The following is a 25,502-nucleotide window of genomic DNA, read 5'->3' as shown; positions in this document are numbered from 1 at the left end:
CCTCCTGAGCGGGCTGCGACCCTGAGCGGCTCGGGCCAGGATCCGGTACGGAACAGTATTGACGATCAGCAGTACAGGGCCTAGCTTCGCTCGCTGACAACATCCGTCGATCCAGCTGAGCAATCTGTACAGCTGAGCCCGGAACTAGGAGCCTCCAGGTGGGAGAAGAGCGCAGGAAGCCGGACCAGCTGGATGTGCGGCTGATCCGCAGCCTCGCGGAGAATCCGCGTGCCGGGTTCCTGGAGCTGTCCCGGATCACCGGGGTCTCCCGAGCCACCGTGCAGGCCCGGATCCAGCGGCTGGAGCAGGACGGAGTGATCACCGGGCACGGGCCCGACATCGACCTCGCCGCGGCCGGCTATCCGGTCCTGGCCTTCGTCAATCTGGAGATCGCCCAGGGCGGCCTGGACCAGATCGCCGAGGAACTGGCCCGCATCCCCGGCGTGCTGGAGGCTTACGCCACCACCGGCACGAGCGACGTGCACTGTCGAGTGGCGGCCACCGACCACGACGGGCTGCAGCGGACCCTGATCGAGATCAACCGGATACCAGCCATCGCCCGCTCCACCAGCGTGATCGCGCTGTCCCAGGTGGTCCCGCCACGGTATCTGCCGCTGCTCGACGCCGAGGACAGGCCGCATCCGCGGCGCGTGCGGCGATAGCGGGGCTGCTGCGGTCAGTCCCACTAGCATGTCGGTGGCACGCCGATTCGATCGAGCGAGGAGCGATTCGTGCGAGACATCGCTGTGTTCAGCGGTAGCGCCCACCCTGACCTGGCCGCCGAGGTCTGCGCCCACCTGGACGTCCCGCTGAGCCCGGTGCGGGTCAACCGGTTCGCGAACGACTGCCTGGAGGTCCAGCTTCAGGCCAACTGCCGCGAACGCGACGTCTTCCTGATCCAGCCGCTGGTCACGCCGGTGCAGGAGAACCTCGTCGAGCTCCTGCTGATGTGCGACGCCGCCCGCGGCGCATCGGCGGGCCGCATCACCGTGGTCATGCCGCACTATTCCTACGCCCGCTCGGACAAGAAGGACGCGCCGCGGATCTCCATCGGCGGGCGCTTGGTGGCCGACCTGATGGTCGCCTCAGGCGCCGGCCGGGTCCTGGCGGTGACACTCCACTCGCCCCAAGTGCACGGGTTCTTCTCCGTCCCGGTCGATCACCTGCATGCCCTGCGGGAGCTGGCCGAGCACTTCCGTGGCCACGACCTGTCCAACACCACCGTCGTCTCACCGGATCTGGGCAACGCCAAGGAGGCCGCCGCCTTCGCCCGCCTCCTCGGGGCGCAGGTGGCTGCCGGGGCCAAACAGCGCTTCGCCGACGACCGGGTGGCCATCAGTTCCGTCATCGGAGAGGTCGCCGGCCGCGACGTCATCGTCCTGGACGACGAGATCGCCAAGGGCAGCACCGTCCTGGAACTTCTGGACCGCCTACGCGAGTTGGGGGCTCGCTCCATCCGCATCGCCTGCACCCACGGGTTGTTCGCCGCCGGAGCGCTCAAGCGCCTGTCGGACCAGCCCGACGTGCTGGAGATCGTCTGCACGAACACCGTGCCGATCCCGGCTGGGGAACGCACCGACAAACTGCGAATCCTCTCCATCGCCCCGGCCCTGGCCGAGGCCGTCCGCCGCATCCACAACGGCGAATCGGTCAGCGCACTGTTCGACGCACCCTGATCAGAGGGTCTCTGAGCCGACACTGGTGCCAGATCCGGACGCGGGGTGGTTCATGGCCGTGCCGGGCCGTCGGTCAGCTCCATCCTGATCGCTGCTGATCTTGGAGGGCCTCGCTCCGTCTCGCCCTCGCGCTACGCCGTGGACCCGGCCACCGCGAGCCGGTTCACCCAGGCTCATCTACGAGAGCCAAAAAATTTTGGACGAGGATGTCGAGAACCCGTGGCTGGCTCCGTCCCCGCAGTGAACGCGACCACAATGGGTCGCACCAGCACCGAGGAGAAACCCGATGCCCAAGTACCTGCTGCTCAAGCACTACCGCGGCGCCCCGGCTCCGGTCAACGACGTGCCCATGGACCAGTGGACGCCGCAGGAGATCTCGGCCCACATGCAGTACATGCACGACTTCGCGGCCCGGCTCGAGGGGACCGGCGAGTTCGTCGACGGTCAGGCGCTCGCCCCCGAGGGGATGTTCGTCCGGTACGACGGCGAGGGCCGCCCGCCGGTAACCGACGGCCCGTTCGCCGAGACCAAGGACCTCATCGCCGGCTGGATGGTGATCGACGTCGACAGCTACGAGCGCGCCATCGAGCTGGCAGGGGAGTTGTCGGCCGCCCCTGGGGCGGGCGGGGAGCCGATCCACGAGTGGCTCGAGGTCCGCCCGTTCCTGGCCGCGACGCCCACCATCACGGAGTGACCTCTCAGGTGGACGAGGTCCTGCTCCGGAGCCTCACGCCGAGCGTGCTCGCGATCCTCGTCCGCCGCGGAGCCGACTTCGCGGCGGCCGAGGACGCCGTGCAGGACGCGCTGGTCGAGGCGGTCCGCGTCTGGGCGGCCGACCCCTCCCCAAGCTCTTCGAGCAGGGGACACCCCATGCGGGACCCAAAGGGCTGGCTGGTCACCGTGGCCTGGCGCCGGTTCCTCGACGCGACCCGGGCGGATGCCGCTCGCCGCCGGCGTGAGGGCCTCGTCGACGTGGAGCCGGCGCCAGGGCCCGCGCCCGCGGTGGACGACACGCTCCAGCTCTACTTCCTGTGCGCGCACCCGTCGCTGACGCCGTCGTCCGCGGTCGCGCTCACACTGCGCGCCGTCGGCGGGCTGACCACCCGCCAGATCGCCCAGGCCTACCTGGTGCCCGAGGCGACCATGGCGCAGCGCATCAGCCGGGCCAAGCGCACGGTCTCCGGGGTGCGCTTCGACCAGCCCGGCGACGTCGCCACCGTGCTGCGCGTCCTCTACTTGGTCTTCAACGAGGGCTACTCCGGCGACGTCGACCTCGCCGCCGAGGCCATCCGGCTCACCCGGCAGCTCGCGGCCGCGATCGACCACCCCGAGGTGGCGGGGCTGCTCGCCCTCATGCTGCTCCACCACGCCCGTCGCGCCGCCCGGACCGCGCCCGACGGCAGCCTGGTGCCGCTCGCCGAGCAGGACCGCGGCCGGTGGGACACGGAGTCGATCGCCGAGGGAGTCGAGATCCTGCAAGCGGCCCTCGCCCGCGACCGACTGGGCGAGTTCCAGGCCCAGGCCGCCATCGCGGCACTCCACGCTGACGCGCGCTCCGCCGAGGAGACTGACTGGGTGCAGATCGTCGAGTGGTACGACGAGCTCGCGCGCCTGACCGACAGCCCGGTCGTGCGGCTCAACCGCGCGGTGGCCGTCGGCGAGGCCGACGGACCGCGCGCCGGCCTGGCGGCGCTCGCGGCGCTGGACAGCTCACTGCCCCGCCACGCCGCGGTGGCGGCGTACCTCCACGAGCGCGACGGCGACCTGGCGACGGCGGCGCGGCTGTACGCCGAGGCGGCGCACAAGGCACCCAACCTCGCCGAGCGCGACCACCTGACGCGCCAGGCCGCCCGGCTCAACGCCCGCCGGTGTCGCTGACGGGTCGCGCCCGGAACCGGCTTCGGGGGGCTGCCGTCTCGGCCGATCCGCCGTACTGGCTGGGGCTTGTTCGCAGGGTCAGGTCGGTCCCTCTACCCAGTACAGCTGCTTGTGGCCGCGTGCTTCGAATACGTCCGCGGCGCGCTGTGCCTCTTCACGGGTGGCGTAGCGCGCGACGACGTAGCGGTTGCCGTTGTCGTCCTGGCGCATGAGGATATAGGGCTGCTCCGGATCGCTCACTCTGTCCCTTGCCGAGCTCGATGGGCTGGGGCTGGGCTGGGCTGGGGCCGTCAGGCCAGGGCTTCGGCGAGGCGTCGCCACTGGGCTCGGGGGAGGGGGGCGGGGACGCCGGGGGTGCCGCCGTTGACGATCTGCAGTGCGACGTGGTCCGCGCCCGCAGCGTGGAAGGCGTCGATGCGGCGGCGGATGCTCCTGTCGTCGCCCCAGGCGTACACGGCGTCGATGAGCCGGTCGCTGCCGCCGCCCGCGAAGTCGTCCTGAGTGAAGCCGAGCCGGAGGAATTCGTTGATGTAGTTGGGCAGGGTCAGATACCGGGCGAGGTAGCCGCGTGCGGTGGCACGGGCGGTGTCCGCGTCGGCGTCCAGGACGACCTTCAGCTCGGGGGCCAGCAGCGGGCCGGGGCCCAGGAGTTCGCGGGCCTGCGCGGTGTGCTCGGGTGTGACGAGGTAGGGGTGGGCGCCTGCGGCGCGGTCCCGGGCGAGTTCGAGCATCTTCGGGCCGAGGGCTGCCAGCACGACGCGCCCGGCCGGGACGCCGGACGCTGACAGCGCGTCGAGATAGGCGACCATCGCCGAGTACGGACGTCGGTACTGCGCGGCGATCTGGGCGTGGCTCGCGCCGATGCCGAGCAGGAAGCGCTCGGGATGTGCGGAGTCCAACTCCTTGAAGCGGGCGGCGGCATCGGCGGCCTCGTACTGCCAGATGCTGAGGATGCCGGTGGCCACGGTGAGCGTGGAGGTGGCCTCGATGAGCGGGAGTGCGTGCTGGACGCCGCTGCTGCCGCCCAGCCAGACGGCGCCGAAGCCGAGCTCCTCCAGCTCGGCGGCGGCCTCGGGGATCTCCGCGCGCACCGCGGGGTCCTCCGAGCGCAGTTCCGAGGACCAGATTCCGTAGCGGCCCACCGCGTCCTGTAGCGCGACCATCGTCCTGCCTCCCACGTCACGAGCTCCGCCAACGACCTGACGATCTCGCGAACCCGGATCCGACGAGCCTTATTCCGTCGACGTCTACATCCGCGCGTGCGGTTCGCCCGAATGGCCGATCCGTCCGGGCGCTGAGCTGCGGTGGAACGCAGAGTGTAGGCAGGGCGCGATGCGCCTGTCGCCACCGGTCGACGGCCTGCTGGTCCGCCTCGGGAGGGTCTGTGTCCACCTACCTGTTCAACCTCGCCCGTTGGGCGTTCCGCCACCGTCGCCTGGTCATGAGCCTGTGGCTGCTGGCAGCGGTCGTTGCGATCTCCCTGGCCGTCGCCAGTGGCGGAAAGACGGACAACGCGTTCACCGTTCCGGGTACCGAGTCGCAGCAAGTCGCCAATCTGCTCACCAGGAAGCTGCCCGCGCTGGGCGGCGGGCAGACCCAGGTCGTGTTCGCCACCAAGGGCGCGGCCACGGTCACCGAGTCCCCCTACCGGGCCGGGATCGAGGCCGCGATCGGCAGGCTCAAGACCGCGCCGCAGGTCGCGTCCGTCTCCGACCCCTTCGCCGAGCACGCTGTCTCCGCCGACGGACATGTCGCCCTCAGCTCGGTGCAGTACATCGTGAAGGCGACCGACGTCACGGACGCGACTTTCAACGCGGTCAAGGCCGCCGTCGTCCCGGCCCAGGAGGCCGGCGTTCAGGTCGAGTACTCCGGCAGCGCCTATCCCGGCTGGCGATCCACTCCCTCCGAGGTCCCGGAACTGATCGGCCTCCTCACCGCGTTCGTGATCCTGATGATCACCTTCGGCGCGTTCGTGGCCGCCGGTCTGCCGATCCTCACCGCGATCATCGGCATCGTCATCACCCTGATGAGCGTCACCGCGCTGGCATCGGTGATCTCCATCGCCTCAGCGTCGACGACCGTCGCACTGATGCTCGGGCTGTCCTGCGGCATCGACTACGGCCTGTTCATCCTCGCGCGGCATCGCAACCAACTGCTCACCGGCATGGAGGTCGAGGACTCGGTGGCCCTGGCCGCCGGGACGGCTGGCAGCTCGGTGGTGTTCGCCGCACTCACGGTGATCATCGCCCTGTGCGGGCTGGCCGTGGCGGGTATCCCGTTCCTGACCGTGATGGGCTTCGCCGCGGCCGCCGCCGTGGGGGTGGCGCTGCTCATCGCGCTGACCCTGCTGCCGGCGATGCTGGGCTTCGCCGGGCACAAGGTGGCCAAGTTCGTCAGCACGCCGTTGCGCCCGGGTCACCACGAGACCGTCGCCCGGATCGCGGCCATCGAGCCCGAGCGCACCTTCGGCGCCTCCTGGGCACGCTTCGTCGTGCGCTTCCGCGTACCGCTGCTGGTGGGCGGCGTCGCGCTGCTGGTCGTGCTCGCGCTACCCGCCCTCAGCCTGCAGTTGGGCCTGCCGAGCGGATCGGCGAAGCCGACCTCCGACACCCAGCGCCGGGCCTACGACCTGACCACCGCGGGCTTCGGGCCGGGCTTCAACGGCCCGCTGCTCGTGGTCGCCGACGGTGTCTCCACCCCCGCCGATGCCGCGCCGATCGCCGCCGCGCTGACCAAGGTGCCAGGCGTCAAGTCGGCCACGCAGCTGGCGACCGCGAACCAGGCCGCCGTCATCCGGGTCATCCCGACCACGGGCCCCAACGACCAGGCCACCACGGACCTGGTCAACCGCCTTCGCGACGACAGGACCACCATCGCAGGAACCTCCGGTGCCCAGATCCTGGTCGGCGGCACCACCGCGTCCAACATCGATGTCTCGGCCAAACTCGCCTCAGCGCTGCCGGTCTTCCTGGTGGTCGTGATCGGGCTGGCGTTCGTCCTGCTGACGCTGGCATTCCGGACGATCCTGGTCCCGATCAAGTCGATCATCGGCTTCCTGCTGTCGGTGAGTGCGGCGCTCGGTGCGACGGTCGCGATGTTCCAGTGGGGCTGGGGCAGGCACCTGTTCGGCATCACCCCCACAGAGACGATCAGCTTCCTGCCGATCATCCTGCTCGCCATCATCTTCGGTCTCTCCAGCGACTACGAGGTTTTCGTCGTCTCGCGGATCAAGGAGGACTTCACCAAGACCGGGGAGGCGCGAGGCGCCGTCGAGCGCGGCACCGGCCTGGCGGCACGGGTCGTGACCGCGGCCGCGCTGATCATGTTCGCGATCTTCGTGGCGTTCATGTTCACCAACGACCCGATCATCAAGGCCATCGGCTTCGGCTTCGCGGTGGGCGTGTTCCTGGACGCCTTCGTGGTCCGGCTCACGCTCGTGCCCGCCGTCATGGCGATGGTGCGTGCCAAGCTCTGGTACCACCCGCAGTGGTTCACGAAGTACGTGCCCGACCCTGACATCGAGGGTGAACGCCTTCAACACCGCCTCGCCTCGAACGCCCCGGCCCAGGGCCGGCCGGCCCCAGCTGATGACGCGTCGGTTCCGGTCACCAAGACGCCGGACGAGTCGGCCTGACGGCAGCCCCGGCTCACGGGCCGGCGGGCGCCTCCTGACCAAGCGCCAGGGGCTCCGCGCGCGGACTGCGCCGTCCTTGGCGGGCCGGTCTCGTCACATCTCCTGCGCGGAGGGCGTGTTGAGCTGTTCTGTGGCGCCTCCGCGGATGGCGTCAGGTGTGCGGAGTGCGTTCCTCGGCCGAGGAGTCGATCGTCCCGGCGCGCAGCAACCGGTGGCCCAGGTCGACCAGTGCCCGGCCGGCCGCGAACTCGTCGCCGATCTCGGGCACGGGAGTGTCGCGCGGGCTTCTCCGTGCCTCGGTGCGGCTCTCCAGGATGCTGTCGCCGGTGTCGAGGACGGCGTGCACCTTCGTGAGGTCGCCCTCTTCGAACAGATCGAGCCGTAGAGTCCAGTGCTTGGTTCGGGGCTCGTCATCGATGGCGTTCTGTGTCATGGCAAAGACGTCCTTCGAGTGATGTCAGCCGTCCCGCATCGTCCCGCAGGGTCACGCTCACGGGTCGCCTCCATCGTCGCACCCCGCTCCTGCAGCGGCCACGCCTGCACGGCGGGGGCCGGGTCGGGCGGGACGGACTTTTGCGCCATCCGGGTTGGCGCGGGTGCACGGCTGGGGCGTAAGGTTCGCTCCGTTGAATCAAGGCACCTCGTTCGGTGAGGCGTCTTCACGGACACAGGCCACTGATCCCACCCGTCGAGAGACGCTCCGGATCAGGACAGGTCTCCCCGACCTAAGGGGTGACCCCAAGTGGCTTCCCTTGCAGGGGACTACGCCGTGGAGTGCCAAAGCTCTGACGAGTAGGGGTGAGCCTGGCATGCGGCCGGGATCCCCTTGGCCATGGTGCCTGAGCGCGGGGCGCTCCTGACGGCGGAGGAGGCGAGATGGACAGTAGTCCGGGCCATAGTCGGCCCCACCATCCGTTGTTCTCGTCTGTCTCTTCGCGCCACGAAGCAGCCACTCCCGCACTGACCTGACCGACCTCGCACCGACCGCGCTCCCGCGCGGCCACGGTGCGAGGCGCCTGGAGTCCGCGCGGAGACATGCTGCGCGACGCCCCGCCATGGCGGGGTCAGGGGGTGTTCACTTTGACTGCCAATACTCTGCTCATGAGTACATCCGCGCGTCTGCGTGACCGCCGAGTCCAACTCGCGCGCCGCGCCATCGCCTCCAAGGCGGTGCGCGGTTCCCTGGTGTCCGTGGCCGGCCTGGTCGGCGGCCCGGTCACCAACCAGGCCGGAGAGGACGTCGGACGCGTCGTCGACATCGTCGCCCGGCTCTATGGCGCCGACCCGTACCCGCCGTTGACCGGACTGGTGGTCCGGGTCGGCCGTCGACGCGCGTTCCTGCTCGCCGACACCATCGAGCAGGTAGCGGCCGGGCAGGTGCGGCTGCGTACGGCGCGGATGGACCTGCGCGAGTACGAGCGCCGCCCCGGCGAGGTGCTGCTCGCCCGGGACGTGCTCGACCACCAACTGGTCGACGTGGACGGCGTCCAGGTCACTCGCGCCGCCGATCTGTACCTGGCACCGCTCGCGGACCGGATCGTTCTGGTGGGCGTCGACGTCTCGCTGCCCACGCTCCTGCGGCGGTTGGGACCGCGGCGCTGGCAGGTGAGGCCGACCCCCGAACGCGTGCTGGACTGGCAGGCGGTGGCCCCCTTCGCCGAACACGCCACCGACGGACCCGCCCAGGTCCACCTGCGCGGATCGCGCTCCTCACTGCACCAGTTGCGGCCCGCGGATCTGGCCGACGTGCTGGAGGACCTCGGCCGCTCCGAGCGCCAGCAGCTGCTGGCCTGGCTGGAGCCCGGTCATGCGGCCGACGCCTTGGAGGAGATGGAACCCAAGGAACTGGAGAACCTGCTGCGCGAGGCCGGCCCCACCTACGCCGCGCAGATGATGGAGGAGATGGAACCCGACGAGGCCGTCGACGCGCTGCGCGACCTGGAGACCGGGGAACGCGAGACCCTGCTGGAGCGGATGCCGCCGGCCCAGGCCACGGGCCTGCGCGTGCTGCTGTCGCACCGCGAGGGCACCGCGGGCGGCGCCATGACGACCCGACTGGTCACCGCCCGGCGCGAACACACGATCGCCGAGGTCCGCGGCCTGCTCGCGGAGCAGGCCGAGCACCGCACGGAGATCGACGCGGTGGCCGTCGTCGACCCGGGCGGCCGGCTGCTCGCGGACATACCCCTGTTCCATCTCGCCGTGGCCGAGGAGACCTCGACCCTGGGGGAGATCGTGGACTGGCTGGCCCAGTTCGGAACGCAGGTCGTGGTCGGCCCGGACACCCGGATCGACGAGGCGGCCGATCACCTGGTCGCCTCGCGTGCCTCCTCGCTGCTGGTGGTCGACGCGAACGAACGTCCCGTGGGCCGGATGCTGGCCGACGACGTCCTGGACAGCCTGATGCCCGAACGCGGGCGCCGCCATTTCCGGAGGTTCCTGCAGTGACCCGCGACCTGGACACCTCCCCTCGCGCCGGGTTGGCTCCCGACGAGCCGGGCCCGAGCGGGAGCGCCGGGAAGAGTGCCGGCCGGCGCGGACTGGCCCGCGTGGCCGCGGTGGTGGCGATCGCCGGCCCGGGGCTGGTGGCCGCGAACGCGGGCAACGACGCCGCCGGCATCGCCACCTACGCCTCGGCGGGCTCCCAGTTCGTCTACGGCACGCTCTTCTTCATGGTCCTGGTCACCGTCGCGCTGGTCATGGTCCAGGAGATGGCGGTCCGTCTCGGCGCCTACACCGGAAAGGGCCTGGGGGCGCTGATCCGCGAGCAGTTCAGCCTCCGCCTGACCGCGCTCGCGGTCTTCTGCCTGCTGCTCGCCAACACCGGCCTGGTGGTCTCCGAGTTCGCCGGCATCGGCGCCGCGTTCGAGCTCCTCGGCGTGCCCAAGTGGACGGTGATACCTCCGGCCGCGCTGCTGCTGTGGGCGCTGGTCCTCTTCGGCTCCTACCGCTGGGCCGAGCGGATCTTCCTGCTCATGTCGCTGGCGTTCTTCGCCTACCCCCTGGCGATGATCCTCGGCCACCCGGACTGGGGACAGGTCGGTTCTCACCTGGTCATCCCGCATGTCCAGGGCGGCCAGGCGTTCATCCTGCTCGCGGTCGCCCTGATCGGCACCACGGTGAGCCCCTACATGCAGTTCTACGCCGCCGCCGGAGTGGTGGACCGTGGCGCGAAACCCGAGGACTACAAGCTGATCCGCGCCGATGCTGTCATCGGTGCGGTGTTCGCGTGCGCGATCAGCCTGACCATCATCATCGCCACCGCCGCGGCCATCGGCGGCACCGGCCCCCTGCAGTCCGCGGCCCAGGCCGCCGTCGCGCTCAAGCCGGTGGCGGGGCAGGGTGCCGAGCTGCTGTTCGCCTTCGGCCTGCTCGGCGCCTCCGCCCTGGCCGGGGCGGTGGTACCGCTCTCCGCCAGCTACGCGGTCGGCGAAGCCGCCGGAGTCGAGCGCTCGGTCTCGCGCCGCTTCCGTGACGCGCCCCTGTTCCTCGGCCTGTTCACGGCCCAGATCATCCTGGGCGCCGCTGTGGCGATGACGCCGGTCGACGTGATCAAACTCCTGATCGGTACCCAGGTGCTCCAGGGCCTGATCAGCCCCGTCGTCCTGGTCTACCTCCTGGTCCTGACCAACCGCCGCTCCGTGCTGGGAGCGGCGGCCAACGGTCCGCGCTACCGCATCGCCGCCACGGTCGTGGTGCTCGCCGTCGCCGCCATGTCCACCATCCTGCTCGTCCAGACCGTGCTCGGCTGGCTCGGCCTGGCCTGACCAGGGCTGCCGTCGAAGCCTGCTGATCGGCGGAACGCCAGTTTCGGGCCGCTGCGCCGTGGGTTGTGGCTGAGGGCGTCCGGCGGGACGACACTGGAATCACGAGCCCGCCGCGTCCCCGTGAGGAGAGGGTTGCCATGCAGACGGAACCGGTCCTGGACGCTGCCGCTGTGGAGACGCTGCTGTCCGCGGCGGCCGCCGCACCGTCGATCCTCAACACCCAGCCATGGCGGTTCCAGGTCGAGCCGCACAGTCGCACGGTCGAGGTGTTCGCCGCTCAGGAGCGGTCGCTGCCGGTGTCCGACCCACAGGGTCGGGCGCTGTGCCTGTCGGTGGGCGCCGCCGTGTTCAATCTGGAGGTCGCGGTGGCCCACCTGGGGTGGGATCCGGTCCTGCACCTGCTGCCGAGAGCGAGCGATCCCGACCTGCTCGCCGAGGTGCGGCTGGCCGGGCCGCTGCGCACGCCCGTGGACCGGGGCCCGGACCTGTACGAGGCCATCGGGCGCAGGCACAGCAGCCGACTGCCCTACTCAGGTGAACCGGTGCCTCCTGCTGTCCTGAAGGATCTGGTGGAGGCGGCGCACAGCGAGGGCGCTGAGCTGTACCTGCCGGGCGAGACGGAGTCCACGCGCTTGCTGGCGCTGACGGCGGACGCCGAACTGCGCCGCACCGGCGACCGCACCCGCACCGAGGAGGCCCGGTCCTGGCTCAAGGACTCCAACGAGGGACCGTACGGAATCCCCTACGCGGCGCTCGGTCCCCGTGACGCCCAGGCCCGCGTGCCGATGCGCGACTTCACCGCGTTGGAGCGCGGCCGGGCCACGCCGTCGCAACGATTCGAGGACCACCCCCGCCTCCTGCTGCTCGCCACCAGCACCGACCACCAGGCCGACTGGCTGCGCGCCGGCCAAGCACTGCAACGCATCCTGCTGCTGCTCACGGCGCACGGCCTGCGGGCCTCGATGCTGTACCAGGCGATGGAGTGGCCCGACCTGCGCTGGCTGCTCCGCGACCCCTCCACCTCCGGCGCGAGCCAACCACAGATGCTGCTGCGCATCGGGTACGGCCCCGAGGGCCCCGCCACACCGCGCCGCCCGGCGCGGGAACTCCTCGCCGAGCGCCGATCCCACCTCGGCGGCGACGCACGGGTGAGCGGGTAGGCCGCGGCCGTGGCGCGGTACGCGGGTGGCGCTGTGTGCGGTCCGCGACACCCGCCCCGAGGCCCCGCCCGGTCACGGCCGGCACCTGGTCCAGGCCTTCAGCAAGGCATGGGGCCACCTGGTCGACGACTTCGGCACGTGGGCCTGGTCACCGGCGCACCGGACTCGCACCCGCCCAGCCGCGGGCTAGCTGCAGGCCCCGGCTTCCGGTCAGGGACTGGGGAGGGCGTTGACGCCGGAAGCGATCACCATCGCGATCACGACGACCGCGAAGATCACCCAGAGGATGATGCTGTCTCGCGTCGCGGGGCTGCTCCGGTGGCCTGTCCTGCTGTGGTGGATGGGTCCGGCGCCGAAGTGGAGAAGGTGGGGCATGGCGGCCTCCCGGGCTGGGGTTCCCATTCTCCTCCTGGTCGCGGCCGATGCTACGGGGCCTGCGGTCCCGATCTCTGTGCCCAGCCGCGCGGCGGCGGGGCTCACGTCGCGGACATGCGGACACGCGGACTGCTGCGTGATACACGGCGCGCGTGGCTGTGCCGGTTAGGCTCGGAGGGTGTTGTCGCAGCCGAACCCCGACGACGGCCACGCGTGACGCAGCCGGCGTACGGGAACCTCCCCCGGGCGAAACGTCGCAGGCTGGCGGCGCGCGCGCTGCTGCGTCCCCTGCTTTCCTCCACCGGCCTGGTGGCCCTGTACTTCGTACTGCCGATGGGCGAGCGGCCCACCGCCGACAGCGTGTTCCGGCTGACTGTCGGCCTGCTCGCCGTGGTGCTCCTGATCGCGTTTCAGGCTCGGTCGATCGCGCGCTCGCCATTCCCCCGAATGCGGGCCATCGAGTCATTGGCGACGTCCGTACCGTTGTTCCTGCTGATCTTCTCCACGGCGTACTTCCTGATGGAACGAAACCAAACCAATGCCTTCTCCCAGCACCTGACGCGCCTCGACGCGCTCTACTTCACCGTCACCGTGTTCAGTTCAGTCGGCTTCGGGGACATCGTCCCCCGGTCCGAACCGGCCCGGATCGTGACGATGGTTCAGATGCTGGGCGACCTGCTGCTCGTCGGTGTGGCCGTGCGGATCCTCCTCGGCGCGGTCCAGGTCGGCCTGCAGCGGCGGACGGGGAGCGGCCCGCATGGGGACGGGAGTGCGGCTGACGCTCCCGGCGATCCGGCGCGGTAGTCGGGTCTGGGGCAGGCCTGGCGGGTGTCGAGGCGGGCGTCGGTGTCGCCCGTGTTGACGGCGATGACGAGGTCGCGCACAGCCGGGTTGGTCAGTTGCCCGGTAGGGATCATGCCTCCGGTGCAGCACTTGGCGCGCCGGCGCGGAGCCCGTTCCCGGCGGTGCCGGGGGCGGGCTCCGCGCAGTGGCGCGCAGCTGCGGGCCGCATCCGTGGGCTCCGGCCGCCACCGGGGCCCACGCTGCCGCAGCTTAATACCTGTCGCGTGACAGAAATTAGAGCCGCCGGGTTTCACCGCGATGTCACTCCCGTGTCGGTGCGGTAAGAGGCAGTGCGGCCGACGGCTTTCGCGGCCCGTAACGCGTCCTTGGCGCGCCCGAAACACAAGGGCGCTTCCCTGTCTCCCAGTCGTACCGACCCGCCGCCATCGGGTGTCCCATCCTGTCGCTCGCGCCATCGCACGCCCTCATCAATGCCCCTTCAGCGACAGGGAACCGCTATGTCCGAGCCCGGCGCCGTCCACACCCTTCCGCCGTCCCCCGACGACACGTCACCGCCCGCGAGCGGGGATGCCATCGCCCTGGCCTCCTTCGGCTACCGCCAGCAACTGCACCGCAGGCTCGGCCGGTACGCCTCGTTCGCGGCCGGGTTCTCCTTCATCTCGGTGCTGACCACGGTCTTCCAGTTCTTCGCCTTCGGTTTCTCCTTCGGCGGCGCGGCCTTCTTCTGGACCTGGCCGCTGGTCCTGCTCGGCCAGCTCGCCGTCGCCGCCTGCTTCGCGGAGCTCGCCGCCCGGTACCCGATCTCCGGAGCGGTCTACCAGTGGTCCACCCGGTTGAGCACCCCGACGTTCGGGTGGTTCGCGGGCTGGCTGATGGTCATCGGCCAGATCGTCGTGGTCTCGGCGGCCGCCCTGGCGCTGCAGGTGGTCCTGCCGTCGATCTGGTCGGGGTTCCAGATGGTCGGCGGCGACCCGAACCCGACGACATCCTCCGGCGCGGAGAACGCCGTGCTGCTGGGGCTGGTGCTGCTGGTGGCGACGACGCTGGTGAACGTGGTCGACATCCGCGTGATGTCCCTGGTCAACAGCATCGGGGTGACCTGCGAACTGATCGGCATCGCGGTGATGTCCGTGCTGCTGCTGACGCACACCGACCGGGGCCCCGGCGTGGTGCTGCACACCGGGCACCTCGGCGGCGGTTACCTGGGCCTGTTCCTGATCGCCTCGTTCAGCGCCGCGTACGTGCTGGTGGGCTTCGACAGCGCCGGCGAGATGTCCGAGGAGACCCGCGCGCCCAGCCGTACCGCGCCGCGCACCATCCTGGGCGCGGTCGTGGCGGCGGGGATCGGCGGCGGGCTGGTGATCCTCGGCGGCATCCTGGCCGCGCCGAGCCTGACCGACGGCAATCTCGCCGGCGGCGGCCTCTCGTATGTGCTGACCAGCAGATTTGGCAGCACGCTCGGCCGGGTGCTGCTCGCGGACGTGGCGGTGGCGGTGTGCGTGGCGACCCTTGCGATCCAGACGGCGGGCGCGCGGATGGTCTTCTCCATGGCCCGCGACGGCCAGCTGCCGGGTTCGCGCAGGCTGGCGGCGGTGTCCGACCGCACGGGAACGCCCAACGCACCGGCCGTGGTCGTCGGCGTGCTGGCGGCGGCGGCGATGTCGCTGAGCTTCTTCTCGCCGTCCGCGTACCTGGCGCTGGGGACCACCTGCATCGTGCTGGTGTACCTGGCGTACGCGATGGTGACCGGGCCGATGCTGCTGGGCCGGCTGCGGCGTCGGCCGATCGGAGGACGGGAGGGCCTGGACGAGGCGGGCAAGCCGCTGTTCTCGCTGGGACGTTGGGGCCTGCCGATCAACGTGCTCGCGGTGGTCTACGGGGTGGCGATGGCGGTCAACCTGGCCTGGCCGCGCGCCGCCGTCTACGACCCGCAGGGCGGGCACTGGTACCTGCAGTGGTTCACCGTGCTGTTCCTGCTTGCCGCGGCGGTGCTCGGCGTCGTCGCGCACCGCTCCAGGACCCGCGCGTCCGCGTAGCCGACCCTGCGTCAGATCGCAGGTGGCTGCCGCAGATCGCGCAGCAGGACCGCTCCCTCCGCCGACGCTTCGGCCAGCACCTGTGCCGAAGCGCCGGCGAGGCGCAGCGCGCCGTCCGCCGTCGCGTCGGCCAGCGGGGGGGTCAGGCGGTCCGGGGTCTGGCGGCGGATCAGGATGACGCTCTCGATCAGTCCGAACACCAGGTCGGACCGCAATTGCCGTTCGGGGCCCTCCAGCGCCGCACCGGCAGCGGTCGCCGCCAGCAGGGCCGCGTAGGAGGCGCGGAGCTCATCGCGCACCCGGCGGAAGTCCGCGAAACGTTCGGCGCCGGTCTCCGGGAGCAGGTAGAGCGCGCCGAGGTTGTGCGGCCCCCCGCACAGCAGCTCGACGTCCGCCCGGCACAGCGCCCACAGGCGCGCCTCGGCGGGTTCGCTCCGGGCCAGCAGGAGGCGGGCGAGGTCCAGCGAGGGCTGGACGGTGCCTTCGAGCAGCGCGGCGAGGATGTCCTCCTTGCCGGCGAAGTAGTGGTACATCGACGCCTGGCGCAGCCCGGCGCCGTCGGCGATGGCCCGGGTGGTGGTGGCGGCGTAGCCCTGGCGGGTGAAGAGCTCGGCGGCGGCGGCGAGCACGCCCTCGCGGGCGCTGAGCCCGTCCTCGACGGGGCCGCGGGCGCGGGGGCGTCCGACGCGGCCTCGACCTGACCCGGCGGTGGTGGACATCTCTTGATCCTCGCACAGGCCTCGGCGGCGGTTCTGACGGCACCTGTCTCAACCTCCGGGTCTTTACCTCGGGGAAATGCGCGGGCAACCGGCGCGAAGCGATCCGCGACTAATTTCTGTCAAGCGACAGAAATTAGCCCGCCGTCGTGATCCGACGCCCGTTCACCAGCCCACCGAGCCATGGAGGTTGCCGTGGGTCCAGCGACCGACACCACCTACGCCGCCCGCGCGCACGCCCGCGCCCAGGCGGCTCGCGTCGAACGGCCCGCGCCGCCCCCCGGCATCGCGGCCGACGACCTGCTGTGGGCCGAGACCGTGCCCGGCGGGAACTACACCCACAAGGTGCTGGCCCGCGGCAGCATGCTGCGCCTCGCCGACCCGCTCGGCACGGCCTGCGCCCACCTGCTGCTCTACGTCGCCGACCGCCCCTGGGAGCGGCTGAACGCCGCCGACACCGTCAAGGTCCAGTGGAACGCCTACCTCGGGCCCGGCGCGCTGCTGCTCTCCGACCAGGGCCGGGTACTGGCGAGCGTCACCGAGGACAGTTCGGGGCGCCACGACGCCCTCTGCGGCACCAGCACCCTGGCTCGCAACACCGCCCGGTACGGCGACGGCAGCCCCCAGTCCGGCTCTCCCGGCGGACGCGAACTGCTGCTGCTGGCCGCCGCCAAGAACGGCCTGGGCCCGCGCGACCTGCCGCCCTCGGTGTCCTTCTTCCAGGGCGTCCGGGTGGGACCCGACGGCGCGCTCGAGTACACCGGCACGGCAGGCCCCGGCACCGCGGTCACTCTGCGGGCCGAGCAGCCGCTGACCGTGCTGATCGCCGACGTCCCGCACCCGCTCGACCCGAGCCCCGCGTACCACTGCGGCCCGCTGGAGGTCACGGCCTGGCGCGGCGCGCCCACCGCGCCGGGCGACCCGCTGTGGGAGGCCACCCCCGAGGGCCGCCGGGCCTTCGCCAACACCGCCGAGTTCTGTGCCGCCAGGGGAGTCTGACATGCCAGCGGAGACCGCGACGCCGTCCTCCACCGTCCCCGCCCGCGCCGCCTGGTCGGCGGTGATACCCCGGGGCCACACGCTGACCATCACCGACCTGCACGGCAACCAGGCCGTGGACTTCCTGGTCTACGACGCGAAGGACACAGCCGTCCGCTACAGCGCGCCGGACACGCTCCAGGCCCAGGGCGGGATCTTCCTCACCACCGGGAGCGTGCTGATGTCCAACGAGCACACCCCGCTGATGACCCTCACCGCCGATGCCGTCGGCCGCCACGACACGGTCGGCGGGGCCTGCAGCAAGGAGTCCAACACCCTGCGCTACGGACACCACACCTGGACAGAGCACGCCTGCGTGGAGAACTTCCTCGCCGAGGGCGCGCGCTGGGGACTGGGCAAACGCGACCTGGTCAGCAACGTCAACTGGTACATGAACGTGCCGGTGGAGGCGGACGGCACCCTCGGCATCGTCGACGGCCTCTCCGCCCCCGGGCTGTCGCTGTCGCTGCGCGCCGAACGCGAGGTGCTGGTGCTGGTGTCCAACTGCCCGCAGGTCAACAACCCCTGCAACGGCTTCGACCCCACGGCCGTGCTCATGACGGTCACCGGACCGGAGACATGATGACCTTCGACACCCTGCTGGTCGCCAACCGCGGCGAGATCGCCGTCCGGATCCTGCGCACCGCACGCCGCCTCGGACTGCGCACCGTCGCGGTCCACTCCGACCCCGACCGCGGCGCACCCCACGTCCGGCTCGCCGACCACGCCGTCCGGCTGGGCCCCGCCGCCGCCAAGGACAGCTACCTGCGTGCCGACCTGGTCCTGCAGGCCGCACTGGACACCGGGGCGGGGGCCGTCCACCCCGGCTACGGCTTCCTTTCCGAGGACGCCGACTTCGCCCGCCGTGTCGAGGACGCCGGGCTGGTCTTCGTCGGCCCGACCCCGGCCCAGCTGGAGGTCTTCGGCGCCAAGCACACCGCCCGTGCGGCCGCCGAGGCCGCCGGAGTCCCGTTGCTTCCCGGTACCGGCCTGCTGCCTGACCTTGCCTCGGCCCTGGCAGCCGCGGCCGATCTCGGCTACCCCGTGATGCTCAAGGCCACCGGCGGAGGCGGCGGAATCGGCATGCGGGCCTGCCATGACCCGGCGCAGCTGGCCGAGGCATGGGACAGCGTCCAGCGTGTCGCCGCCGCGAGCTTCGCCGGCTCCGGGCTGTTCCTGGAGCGGCTGGTCGAACACGCCCGCCACGTCGAGGTCCAGGTCTTCGGCGACGGCACCGGACGGGTCGTCACCCTGGGCGACCGCGACTGCTCGCTGCAGCGACGCAACCAGAAGGTCCTTGAGGAGGCCCCCGCGCCCGGACTCCCCGACGCCGTCCGTACCGCGATCGCCGAGTCCGCCGCCGCCCTGTGCGCGGCCCAGTCCTACCGCTCCGCCGGAACCGTCGAGTACGTCTACGATGCCGCCCGCGAGCAGGCGTCCTTCCTGGAGGTCAACACCCGGCTGCAGGTCGAACACCCGGTCACCGAGGCCGTGTACGGGGTGGACCTGGTCGAGTGGATGCTGCGGCTGGCCCAGGGCGACCGCGAGGTCGTGCGCCCGGTCGGCCCGCCGCGCGGCCACGCCGTCGAGGCCCGCGTCTACGCCGAGGACTCCACCCGGGACCACCGCCCCAGCGCCGGACTGCTCACCCGCGTGCGGTTCTTCCCCGAGGACGGCAGCGCCGAGGACGGCAGCCCGGGGGACGCTAGCCCCGAGGATGGCAGCCCGGAGAATGTCCGCGTCGACACCTGGGTGGAGACCGGAACCGAGGTGGGCACCAGCTACGACCCGATGCTCGCCAAGATCATCGCCCACGGGGACGACCGCGTCCAGGCCCTGGACCGCCTGGACGCCGCCCTCGCCGCCACCCGCGTCGACGGCATCGAGACCAACCTCGGACTGCTGCGCGCCGCCGTGGCCGCCGCGCCCGTCCGCGAGGCTCGGCACACCACCGCGACGCTCGCCGGAGTCACCGACCCCACACCCCGGATCGAGGTGCTGCGTCCAGGCACGCTCACCACCGTCCAGGACTGGCCGGGACGCACGGGCTACTGGCACGTCGGCGTGCCCCCGTGCGGGCCCATGGACGACCTGTCCTTCCGCTTGGGCAACCGGGCGATCGGCAACGCTGAGGGAGCTCCCGGTCTGGAGTGCACGCTGGAAGGCCCGGTGCTGCGCTTCAGCCGCGCCACCACCGTGTGCGTCACCGGCGCACCGGTCGCCGTGACCCTGGACGGCGCCCCCGTCCCGCAGTGGGAGCCGGTGACCGTGCCGGCCGGCGGCGAACTGGCCGTCGCCGCACCGCAGTCCACCGGACTGCGCAGCTACCTCCTGGTCGCCGGCGGCCTGGACCTGCCCGGGTTCCTGGGCAGCGCCGCGACCTTCACCCTCGGCCGCTTCGGCGGCCACGGCGGCCGGGCCCTGCGCGCCGGCGACGTCCTGCACGGGGGCGCGACCGCCCCAGCTGCCCGCCCGGTCCCGCTCGCCGAGCGCCCCCTGTTCACCCACGACTGGGAGCTGGCCGCGGCCGAAGGACCGCACGCCGCACCCGAGTTCTTCACCGAACAGGACATCGAGGCCTTCTACGCCGCCGACTGGAAGGTGCACTTCAACAGCGCCCGAACCGGCGTCCGCCTGGTCGGGCCCAAACCCGCCTGGGCCCGCCGTGACGGCGGCGAAGCCGGACTGCACCCCTCCAACATCCACGACACCCCCTACTCGGTGGGCGCCGTCGACTACACCGGCGACATGCCCGTCCTGCTCGGCCCCGACGGCCCCTCCCTCGGCGGCTTCGTCTGCCCCGCCACCGTTCTCACCGCGGAGCGCTGGAAGCTGGGCCAACTGCGCCCGGGGGACTCGGTCGCCTTCCGCCCGGTCACCCTCGACGGCGCGCCGCGGCCCGCCATCGTGGACGGCGGCATCCTCGCCCGCACCCCCGCGGCCGAGGACGGTAGCCGCCCGGAGGTCGGCTACCGGCGCAACGGTGACGACAACCTGCTCGTCGAGTACGGCCCGATGCAACTCGACCTGGCGCTGCGGATGCGCGTCCACGCCCTTGCCGCGCACCTCGCAGCACTCGACCTCCCCGGCGTGGTGGACCTCACCCCCGGCATCCGCTCGCTGCAGATCCACACCGACCCTTCCGTACTGCCGCTCAGCCGGCTGCTGCCACTCGTCCGGCAGGCCGAGGAACAACTGCCGCCCACCGGCGAACTGCGCGTCCCCTCCCGCACCGTCCACCTCCCGCTGTCCTGGGACGACCCGGCCACCCGCGAGGCCATCGCCCGCTACACGGCCGGAGTCCGCGACGACGCCCCCTGGTGCCCCTGGAACATCGAGTTCATCCGCCGGATCAACGGCCTGGACAGTGTCGACGACGTCTACCGCACCGTCTTCGACGCCGAGTACCTGGTCCTCGGCCTCGGCGACGTCTACCTCGGCGCGCCAGTCGCCACCCCGCTCGACCCCCGGCACCGGCTGGTCACCACCAAGTACAACCCCGCCCGCACCTGGACCGCCGAGAACTCCGTCGGCATCGGCGGCGCCTACCTGTGCATCTACGGGATGGAGGGCCCCGGCGGCTACCAGTTCGTCGGCCGCACCGTCCAGGTCTGGTCGGGGTGGCAGCAGCGCGGCCCCTTCCAACCCGGCTTCCCCTGGCTGCTGCGCTTCTTCGACCGCATCAAGTGGTATCCCGTCGTGGCCGCTGAACTGCTGGACATGCGCGCCGACATGGCCGCCGGACGGCTGGAACTCAAGATCGAGGAAGGCGAGTTCGCCCTCGCTGACCACCTGCGCTTCCTGGACGACAACGCCGACGGCATCGCCGCCTTCGCCGAGCGCCAGACCGCGGCCTTCGCCGCCGAACGCCACGCCTGGGAACTGTCCGGCGAGTTCGACCGCGCCGACCAGGTCCTCTCGGTCGTACCCGGCGTCGCGGAGGAGGTCAGCGCCCCCGAGGGCGGATCGCTGGTCGAAGCCCAGTTCACCTGCTGCGTCTGGAAGGTCGACGTCGTTCCGGGCCAGCGGGTGGTCCGGGGCGAACGACTGCTGGCGCTGGAGGCGATGAAAATGGAGTCGGTACTGACGGCGCCCCAGGACGGCTTCGTCACCCGGCTGCTGGTCCGGGCCGGGGACCAGGTCGAAGCCGGCACACCACTGTTGCTGATCAGCCCCGAGGAGGAGGCAGCCGCATGAGCACACCCGCCGCCGGACCCGAAGGTCCCGCCCTCGCCCGCGTCCGCGCCGCCTACCGGCGCAACGCCGAGGCGGACCGCCCGGAGATCTGGATCGACCTGCGCCCGCAGCCGGAGGTCGAGGCCGAGGCCCGCGCGGTCGACGCCAGGACGGCGGCGGGGGAGCACCTGCCGCTGGCCGGCACCGTCCTCGCGGTCAAGGGCAACATCGACGTCGCCGGGCTGCCCACCACCGCAGGATGCCCCGGCTACGCCTACCGCCCCGCCGCCGACGCCACCGCCGTCGCCCGGCTGCGCGCCGCCGGGACCGTCGTCCTGGGAACGACCAACCTCGACCAGTTCGCCACCGGCCTCGTCGGTACCCGCAGCCCCCACGGCGCGGTACGCAACGCCATCGCCCCCGACCGCATCTCCGGCGGCTCCAGCTCGGGCAGCGCCGTCGCCGTCGCCCTCGGCATCGCCGACCTGGCCCTCGGCACCGACACCGCCGGATCGGGACGAGTGCCCGCCGCACTCAACGGCATCGTGGGCGTCAAGCCGACCCCGGGAACCGTCCCCACCACCGGAGTCGTCCCTGCCTGCCGCAGCCTGGACTGCGTCAGCGTCTTCGCCCGCACGCTCCCCGAGGCGGAACTGGCCCACGCGCTGCTCCTGGACAGCCCGCCCGAACCGCCGACCCGCCGTCCCGGCCCCTGGCGCGTCGCCGTTCCCGACCTGGAGCAGCTCGGCGAACTCGACCCCGGCTGGGCCGACGCCTGGACCCGCACGGTCGACCGCCTCGCAGCAGCCGGAGCCCGGCTCCAACCGATCGACCTGACCCCCTTCGACCGCGCCGCCGCACTGCTGTACCAGGGCGCCTTCGTCGCCGAGCGCTACACCGCCGTCGGCGCCTTCGTCGAGGCCCACGCCGGAAAGGACGACCTCGACCCCACCGTCGCCGCGATCATCACCGCCGCCCGCGACATCCCCGCGCACCGGCTCTTCGCCGACCGCGAGGAGCTCGAACGCCTGCACACCGCTGCCATGGACCGGCTCGGCGACGCGGACGCGCTGCTGCTCCCCACCACCCCGGGGCATCCCACCCTCGCCGAGGTCGCCGCCGACCCGGTCGGGGCCAACTCCCGGCTGGGACGCTTCACCAACTCCACCAACCTGTTCGGCCTCTGCGCGCTCGCTGTCCCCGCCGAGACGGTCCGCGGCCTGCCGTTCGGCGTGATGCTGATCGGCCGTCCGCACACGGAGGCCCGGCTCGGTTCCCTGGCCCGCCTGCTGGACCCGCGACCCGCTCTGCTGCGCCTCGCGGTCGTCGGCGCGCACCTCAGCGGCCAGCCGCTGAACGGCCAGCTCCTGGCACTGGGCGGCCGTCTGGTCGCTTGGACCGCCACCGCGCCCGACTACAGGCTGCATGCGCTGGCGACCACCCCCGCCAAGCCGGGACTGGTCCGCGTCGCCCTGGGCGGTGCGGCCGTCGAGGCCGAGGTGTGGGAGCTGCCGCCCGAGGGCCTGGGCCGCCTGGTCGCCGACCTGCCCGAACCGATGGCCGTCGGCCGGGTGCGGCTCGCCGACGGCAGCGGCGCCACCGGCTTCCTGTGCGAACCCGCCGCACTGCTGGACGCTCCGGACATCACCGCCTTCGGCGGCTGGCGCGCCTACCTGGCCCATCTCGCCTCGGGCGCCGACCTGTCCACTGAGTAGGCGTCCCAGTCAAGAGCGCGCCGCTCGTCCGACCGTCACAGCGAGAGGCGTTGGGGCGGCAGGCATCCGACGACGTCGGTGCGTGCCGGGCGGTGCCTGGGTTCGACCGCCCGGCACCGGACGACGCCCTTCGTCCTGCAGCGTTTCACTGACGCCGGCTCACCTGGGTTGGTCGAGCACGGTGCGGATGCGGGTGGCGACGTGGAGGTTGAGCCGCGTCTCGACGTCGTTGACGTTGTGGCCGGTGATCTCGCGGATACGTTGGAGGCGGTAGCGGACCGTGCTGCGGTGGATCAGGAGGATCTCCGCGGTCGCGTCGTAGCTGCCACCGGTCTCCAGATAGTGCGTGAGGGTGGCGACCAGGTCGCTGTGGTGACGCCGGTCGTAGTCCAGCAGGGCGCCGAGCCACTCCCGGACGAAGCGGTCGGCTTCCCGCTCACCGTCGCCGGTGCCCACCATGCGGTAGAGGCCGAGTTCCTCGAAGCTGGTGCTGCCGTGCGGGTCGTGGGACTTGCGCCGAACCGTGAGGGCGCGCTCGGCCTCGTCGTAGGAGTGGAGAAGGTCCGCGGGGCCGTCGCAGCGGCCGCCGACTCCCACGGCCCCGGCCGGCGTGCCGAGGTCGTCGGAGACGGCTCGGTACAGGGCGTCCCCGGCGTCGAGTCCGGCGGCCAGGACGACTGTGCGTTCCGCGCGGGTGCCGACGAGCACGTCCAGGCGCAGGCGTTTGGCTGCCCGGGCGACCGCGTCGTTGAGCGCGGCCTGGTCGGACAGCCCGTGCCACCGGAGTACCGCGACGCACTGCGGCCGGTGCAGGTCGTGTCCGAAGGTGGCCGCGCGGGCGAACGCGTCCTCGGTCGCCCTGCCCGAGATCAGTTCCTCGACGAGGTCGCGACGCAGTTGTGGTTCCAGTTCGGCGAGTCTGTGCTCGTGGGCGAGGCCGGGGGCCAGGGCCAGGCCGGCCTGTTCGAGGGCGGAGGCGTCCGCCTCGGCCGCGCGGCGGTCCGGGTCGACCAGCGCGACCAGGCCGAGCAGGTCGCCGGCCATCTCGATGGGGGCGATCAGCCGGTCCCGGTCGCGGATGGCGCCGGGCCGGTGTCGCACGGCGTGCAGCAGCTCGTCCCGGGGGCGCAGGGCAGGCACCGGGTTTCGCGGCGGACGGCCGGGCCCCGACCAGGCCCGGAGGTTGCCGTAGCGGTCCTCGGTCATCGCCGGGAGCCCGGTGTGCTCGTGAAGCGTCTGGACGATGCCCTGCTCGCCCCTGCCAGAGGCCGCGACGCGCGAGAGCGTGTCGAGGTAGTCGCGTTGGCACTCCAGGACGGAGATGGCGGCGCTGAGGTCGGCGCCGGGGTCGGCATCGAGCCGGGCTGCTCCGGTCCTCGGCTGGTCGCCTTCCTCGGAGTGCCGGTGTTCCCCCTGGCGTTGGGCGAGCTGTGCGAGGGCGATGCCGGTCTGCTGTGCGAGCAGGTCGGCCAGTGCGGTCTCCTCGGCGGAGGGCGTGCTGCGAGCCCGGATGACGAGGTATCCGAGGCGGTTGTCGTGGTGACGCAGGGCGAAGGCCCGTATCCAGGAGCCCCCGGACTGAGCGTCGAGCAGTTGGTCGATCGCGGCGGCCGTGGGGATTTCGGGCCGGGGTGCGCCCCGGACGGCGGCGTTGGGAGGCGGGCAGCGCTGCGGTTGGCCGTCCCGTAGCAGGTAGGCCGCTTCGACTGTGAACGGGCCGAGCGCCGAGACGGCGGCCATCGCGGCCCACAGGACCTCGCGTTCATCAGCGCTGTCGAGCATCGCCGTGGTGTGGCGGAGAACCGCGTGCAGGTCCGTCGCCGACCGAAGGACCGGCTGGACCGGTGACGCCGTGCGGGAGTCAGCATCCATGACAGGTCCCATCGGACTCGGTACAGAGGCGCCTCCCCTCACGTTACGCCGCCCGGTCTACCGCAGCCGCCCGGTGTGCCGCAGCCTCACGCGGACCATCGCCGCGTGGCCCTTCCCCGCAGGGCCCGCCCCGTCCTTGAGGACCGGGCAGCCGTCGCGGATTGGTCCTGCCAGGGCGAGGTATCGCGGAGGACCGGGCGGCAGGCTGGCCACAGGTGTGGTTGTGCGCCAGGACCGACCCGACCGGCACGTCCGTCCCGACGGAGGAGATTCTCATGGCGAAGGCAGTCGGTATTGACCTCGGTACCACCAACTCCGTGATCGCGGTCTGGGAGGGCGGCGAGCCCACCGTGATCCCGAACGCCGAGGGGGCCAGGACCACACCCTCGGTGGTCGCCTTCCCCGACAGCGGTGAGCGGCTGGTGGGGCAGTTGGCCCGGCGGCAGGCGATCCTCAATCCCAAGGGCACCATCACCTCCGCGAAGCGGTTCATCGGCCGTCGCTACGACGAGGTCTCCGATGAGGCCAAGGCGGTCTCCTTCGACGTGGTGGAGGGGCCGGGCGGGGTGGCCCGCTTCGAGGTGAACGGCAAGCAGTACGCGCCCGAGGAGATCAGCGCCCAGGTGTTGCGCAAGCTCGCCGAGGATGCCGGAAA

21 protein-coding genes and 1 riboswitch are annotated in these 25,502 nt (G+C 71.9%); of the genes, 15 read left to right on the top strand and 6 right to left on the bottom strand.

Translation table 11 applies throughout. The features are described from left to right. The first annotated feature begins 158 nt into the window (after positions 1 to 158). The 4 genes from ABIA33_RS32070 (at position 159) to ABIA33_RS32055 (ending at position 3,554) form a co-directional block, all read left to right on the top strand. Positions 159 to 662 carry an Lrp/AsnC family transcriptional regulator gene (locus ABIA33_RS32070; protein ID WP_370086473.1) on the top strand — a complete coding sequence of 168 codons (504 nt, stop codon included), beginning with the start codon at positions 159 to 161 and terminating at the stop codon, positions 660 to 662. A 69-nt stretch (positions 663 to 731) separates the two neighbouring features. After that, entirely contained in the window at positions 732 to 1,676 is a 945-nt protein-coding gene (locus ABIA33_RS32065; RefSeq protein WP_370086470.1) for a ribose-phosphate diphosphokinase, read from the top strand. Positions 1,677 to 1,962: 286 nt separating this feature from the next. Then, entirely contained in the window at positions 1,963 to 2,370 is a 408-nt protein-coding gene (locus tag ABIA33_RS32060; protein WP_370086468.1) for a YciI family protein, read from the top strand. 8 nt (positions 2,371 to 2,378) lie between these two features. Then, the gene (locus tag ABIA33_RS32055) at positions 2,379 to 3,554 is read left to right on the top strand and encodes an RNA polymerase sigma factor (protein WP_370086612.1); all 1,176 of its coding nucleotides are present in this window, start codon (positions 2,379 to 2,381) and stop codon (positions 3,552 to 3,554) included. 78 nt (positions 3,555 to 3,632) lie between these two features. On the opposite strand, the gene ABIA33_RS32050 is transcribed toward ABIA33_RS32055, so the two are convergent. Together ABIA33_RS32050 and ABIA33_RS32045 are read right to left on the bottom strand one after the other, a co-directional pair. Further along, positions 3,633 to 3,794 (bottom strand): SPOR domain-containing protein, encoded by a 162-nt coding sequence (locus tag ABIA33_RS32050; RefSeq protein ID WP_370086620.1) that lies wholly within the window; start codon positions 3,792 to 3,794, stop codon positions 3,633 to 3,635. A 50-nt stretch (positions 3,795 to 3,844) separates the two neighbouring features. After that, on the bottom strand, positions 3,845 to 4,717 hold the full coding sequence (locus ABIA33_RS32045) for an LLM class F420-dependent oxidoreductase (protein ID WP_370086466.1): 873 nt from the start codon (positions 4,715 to 4,717) through the stop codon (positions 3,845 to 3,847). 221 nt (positions 4,718 to 4,938) lie between these two features. Between ABIA33_RS32045 and ABIA33_RS32040 the strand changes: the two genes are divergently transcribed. Continuing rightward, positions 4,939 to 7,188: an MMPL family transporter gene (locus tag ABIA33_RS32040; protein ID WP_370086464.1), complete on the top strand. Its 2,250-nt coding sequence runs from the start codon at positions 4,939 to 4,941 to the stop codon at positions 7,186 to 7,188. Between the two features lie 151 nt (positions 7,189 to 7,339). On the opposite strand, the gene ABIA33_RS32035 is transcribed toward ABIA33_RS32040, so the two are convergent. After that, positions 7,340 to 7,621, bottom strand: a complete 282-nt coding sequence (locus ABIA33_RS32035) for a dsRBD fold-containing protein (protein WP_370086461.1) — start codon at positions 7,619 to 7,621, stop codon at positions 7,340 to 7,342. A 200-nt stretch (positions 7,622 to 7,821) separates the two neighbouring features. Then, positions 7,822 to 7,993: riboswitch (M-box (ykoK) riboswitch) on the top strand. Between the two features lie 296 nt (positions 7,994 to 8,289). Here ABIA33_RS32035 and ABIA33_RS32030 point away from each other — a divergent pair. The 3 genes from ABIA33_RS32030 to ABIA33_RS32020 all read left to right on the top strand — a co-directional run bounded on the left by ABIA33_RS32030 (position 8,290) and on the right by ABIA33_RS32020 (position 12,115). Further along, positions 8,290 to 9,636, top strand: a complete 1,347-nt coding sequence (locus ABIA33_RS32030) for a magnesium transporter MgtE N-terminal domain-containing protein (RefSeq protein WP_370086459.1) — start codon at positions 8,290 to 8,292, stop codon at positions 9,634 to 9,636. Beyond that, a complete protein-coding gene (locus tag ABIA33_RS32025) occupies positions 9,633 to 10,955 on the top strand; it encodes an NRAMP family divalent metal transporter (RefSeq protein ID WP_370086457.1) in 1,323 nt (440 codons plus the stop codon). Before ABIA33_RS32030 ends, ABIA33_RS32025 begins: the two co-directional genes overlap by 4 nt. Before the next feature lie 137 nt (positions 10,956 to 11,092). Continuing rightward, on the top strand, positions 11,093 to 12,115 hold the full coding sequence (locus ABIA33_RS32020; RefSeq protein ID WP_370086455.1) for a nitroreductase family protein: 1,023 nt from the start codon (positions 11,093 to 11,095) through the stop codon (positions 12,113 to 12,115). A gap of 210 nt (positions 12,116 to 12,325) precedes the next feature. On the opposite strand, the gene ABIA33_RS32015 is transcribed toward ABIA33_RS32020, so the two are convergent. Continuing rightward, positions 12,326 to 12,490, bottom strand: coding sequence for a hypothetical protein (locus tag ABIA33_RS32015; protein ID WP_370086453.1), 165 nt, complete (start codon positions 12,488 to 12,490; stop codon positions 12,326 to 12,328). Positions 12,491 to 12,703: 213 nt separating this feature from the next. On the opposite strand from ABIA33_RS32015, the gene ABIA33_RS32010 reads away from it, so the two are divergent. Together ABIA33_RS32010 and ABIA33_RS32005 are read left to right on the top strand one after the other, a co-directional pair. Beyond that, the gene (locus ABIA33_RS32010; protein WP_370086451.1) at positions 12,704 to 13,294 is read left to right on the top strand and encodes a potassium channel family protein; all 591 of its coding nucleotides are present in this window, start codon (positions 12,704 to 12,706) and stop codon (positions 13,292 to 13,294) included. 497 nt (positions 13,295 to 13,791) lie between these two features. Beyond that, positions 13,792 to 15,330 carry an amino acid permease gene (locus ABIA33_RS32005; RefSeq protein ID WP_370086449.1) on the top strand — a complete coding sequence of 513 codons (1,539 nt, stop codon included), beginning with the start codon at positions 13,792 to 13,794 and terminating at the stop codon, positions 15,328 to 15,330. Positions 15,331 to 15,341: 11 nt separating this feature from the next. On the opposite strand, the gene ABIA33_RS32000 is transcribed toward ABIA33_RS32005, so the two are convergent. Next, positions 15,342 to 16,049 carry a TetR/AcrR family transcriptional regulator gene (locus ABIA33_RS32000; protein ID WP_370086447.1) on the bottom strand — a complete coding sequence of 236 codons (708 nt, stop codon included), beginning with the start codon at positions 16,047 to 16,049 and terminating at the stop codon, positions 15,342 to 15,344. 192 nt (positions 16,050 to 16,241) lie between these two features. On the opposite strand from ABIA33_RS32000, the gene ABIA33_RS31995 reads away from it, so the two are divergent. The 4 genes from ABIA33_RS31995 to ABIA33_RS31980 are packed head-to-tail and all read left to right on the top strand — an operon-like array spanning position 16,242 to position 22,975. Next, entirely contained in the window at positions 16,242 to 17,045 is an 804-nt protein-coding gene (locus ABIA33_RS31995) for an urea amidolyase associated protein UAAP1 (protein ID WP_370086445.1), read from the top strand. Position 17,046: 1 nt separating this feature from the next. Continuing rightward, a complete protein-coding gene (locus ABIA33_RS31990) occupies positions 17,047 to 17,667 on the top strand; it encodes an urea amidolyase associated protein UAAP2 (protein ID WP_370086443.1) in 621 nt (206 codons plus the stop codon). Further along, entirely contained in the window at positions 17,667 to 21,281 is a 3,615-nt protein-coding gene (gene uca, locus ABIA33_RS31985) for an urea carboxylase (protein WP_370086610.1), read from the top strand. The genes ABIA33_RS31990 and uca overlap by 1 nt, the downstream gene beginning before the upstream one ends. Continuing rightward, positions 21,278 to 22,975 (top strand): allophanate hydrolase, encoded by a 1,698-nt coding sequence (locus ABIA33_RS31980; protein ID WP_370086441.1) that lies wholly within the window; start codon positions 21,278 to 21,280, stop codon positions 22,973 to 22,975. The genes uca and ABIA33_RS31980 overlap by 4 nt, the downstream gene beginning before the upstream one ends. A gap of 159 nt (positions 22,976 to 23,134) precedes the next feature. Here the strand turns inward: ABIA33_RS31980 and ABIA33_RS31975 are convergent, their stop codons facing one another. Next, entirely contained in the window at positions 23,135 to 24,847 is a 1,713-nt protein-coding gene (locus tag ABIA33_RS31975) for a PucR family transcriptional regulator (RefSeq protein WP_370086439.1), read from the bottom strand. Between the two features lie 275 nt (positions 24,848 to 25,122). On the opposite strand from ABIA33_RS31975, the gene ABIA33_RS31970 reads away from it, so the two are divergent. Beyond that, positions 25,123 to 25,502: Hsp70 family protein (locus ABIA33_RS31970; protein ID WP_370086436.1), on the top strand; the 380-nt coding region annotated here is incomplete at its 3' end.

The organism is Streptacidiphilus sp. MAP12-16 (assembly GCF_041262165.1).
Taxonomy (GTDB): Bacteria; Actinomycetota; Actinomycetes; order Streptomycetales; family Streptomycetaceae; genus Streptacidiphilus.
Note: the sequence above shows the minus strand (reverse complement) of the source record. Positions and strands in the feature narration are given on the sequence as shown.

Coding starts and splice junctions, on each gene's coding strand:
- ABIA33_RS32035 (WP_370086461.1), bottom strand. CDS start 7,621: ATGACACAGAACGCCATCGATGACGAGCCCCGAACCAAGCACTGGACT.
- ABIA33_RS31980 (WP_370086441.1), top strand. CDS start 21,278: ATGAGCACACCCGCCGCCGGACCCGAAGGTCCCGCCCTCGCCCGCGTC.
- ABIA33_RS32060 (WP_370086468.1), top strand. CDS start 1,963: ATGCCCAAGTACCTGCTGCTCAAGCACTACCGCGGCGCCCCGGCTCCG.
- ABIA33_RS32000 (WP_370086447.1), bottom strand. CDS start 16,049: ATGTCCACCACCGCCGGGTCAGGTCGAGGCCGCGTCGGACGCCCCCGC.
- ABIA33_RS32020 (WP_370086455.1), top strand. CDS start 11,093: ATGCAGACGGAACCGGTCCTGGACGCTGCCGCTGTGGAGACGCTGCTG.
- ABIA33_RS32015 (WP_370086453.1), bottom strand. CDS start 12,490: ATGCCCCACCTTCTCCACTTCGGCGCCGGACCCATCCACCACAGCAGG.
- ABIA33_RS31990 (WP_370086443.1), top strand. CDS start 17,047: ATGCCAGCGGAGACCGCGACGCCGTCCTCCACCGTCCCCGCCCGCGCC.
- uca (WP_370086610.1), top strand. CDS start 17,667: ATGACCTTCGACACCCTGCTGGTCGCCAACCGCGGCGAGATCGCCGTC.
- ABIA33_RS32045 (WP_370086466.1), bottom strand. CDS start 4,717: ATGGTCGCGCTACAGGACGCGGTGGGCCGCTACGGAATCTGGTCCTCG.
- ABIA33_RS32030 (WP_370086459.1), top strand. CDS start 8,290: ATGAGTACATCCGCGCGTCTGCGTGACCGCCGAGTCCAACTCGCGCGC.
- ABIA33_RS32005 (WP_370086449.1), top strand. CDS start 13,792: ATGTCCGAGCCCGGCGCCGTCCACACCCTTCCGCCGTCCCCCGACGAC.
- ABIA33_RS31975 (WP_370086439.1), bottom strand. CDS start 24,847: ATGGATGCTGACTCCCGCACGGCGTCACCGGTCCAGCCGGTCCTTCGG.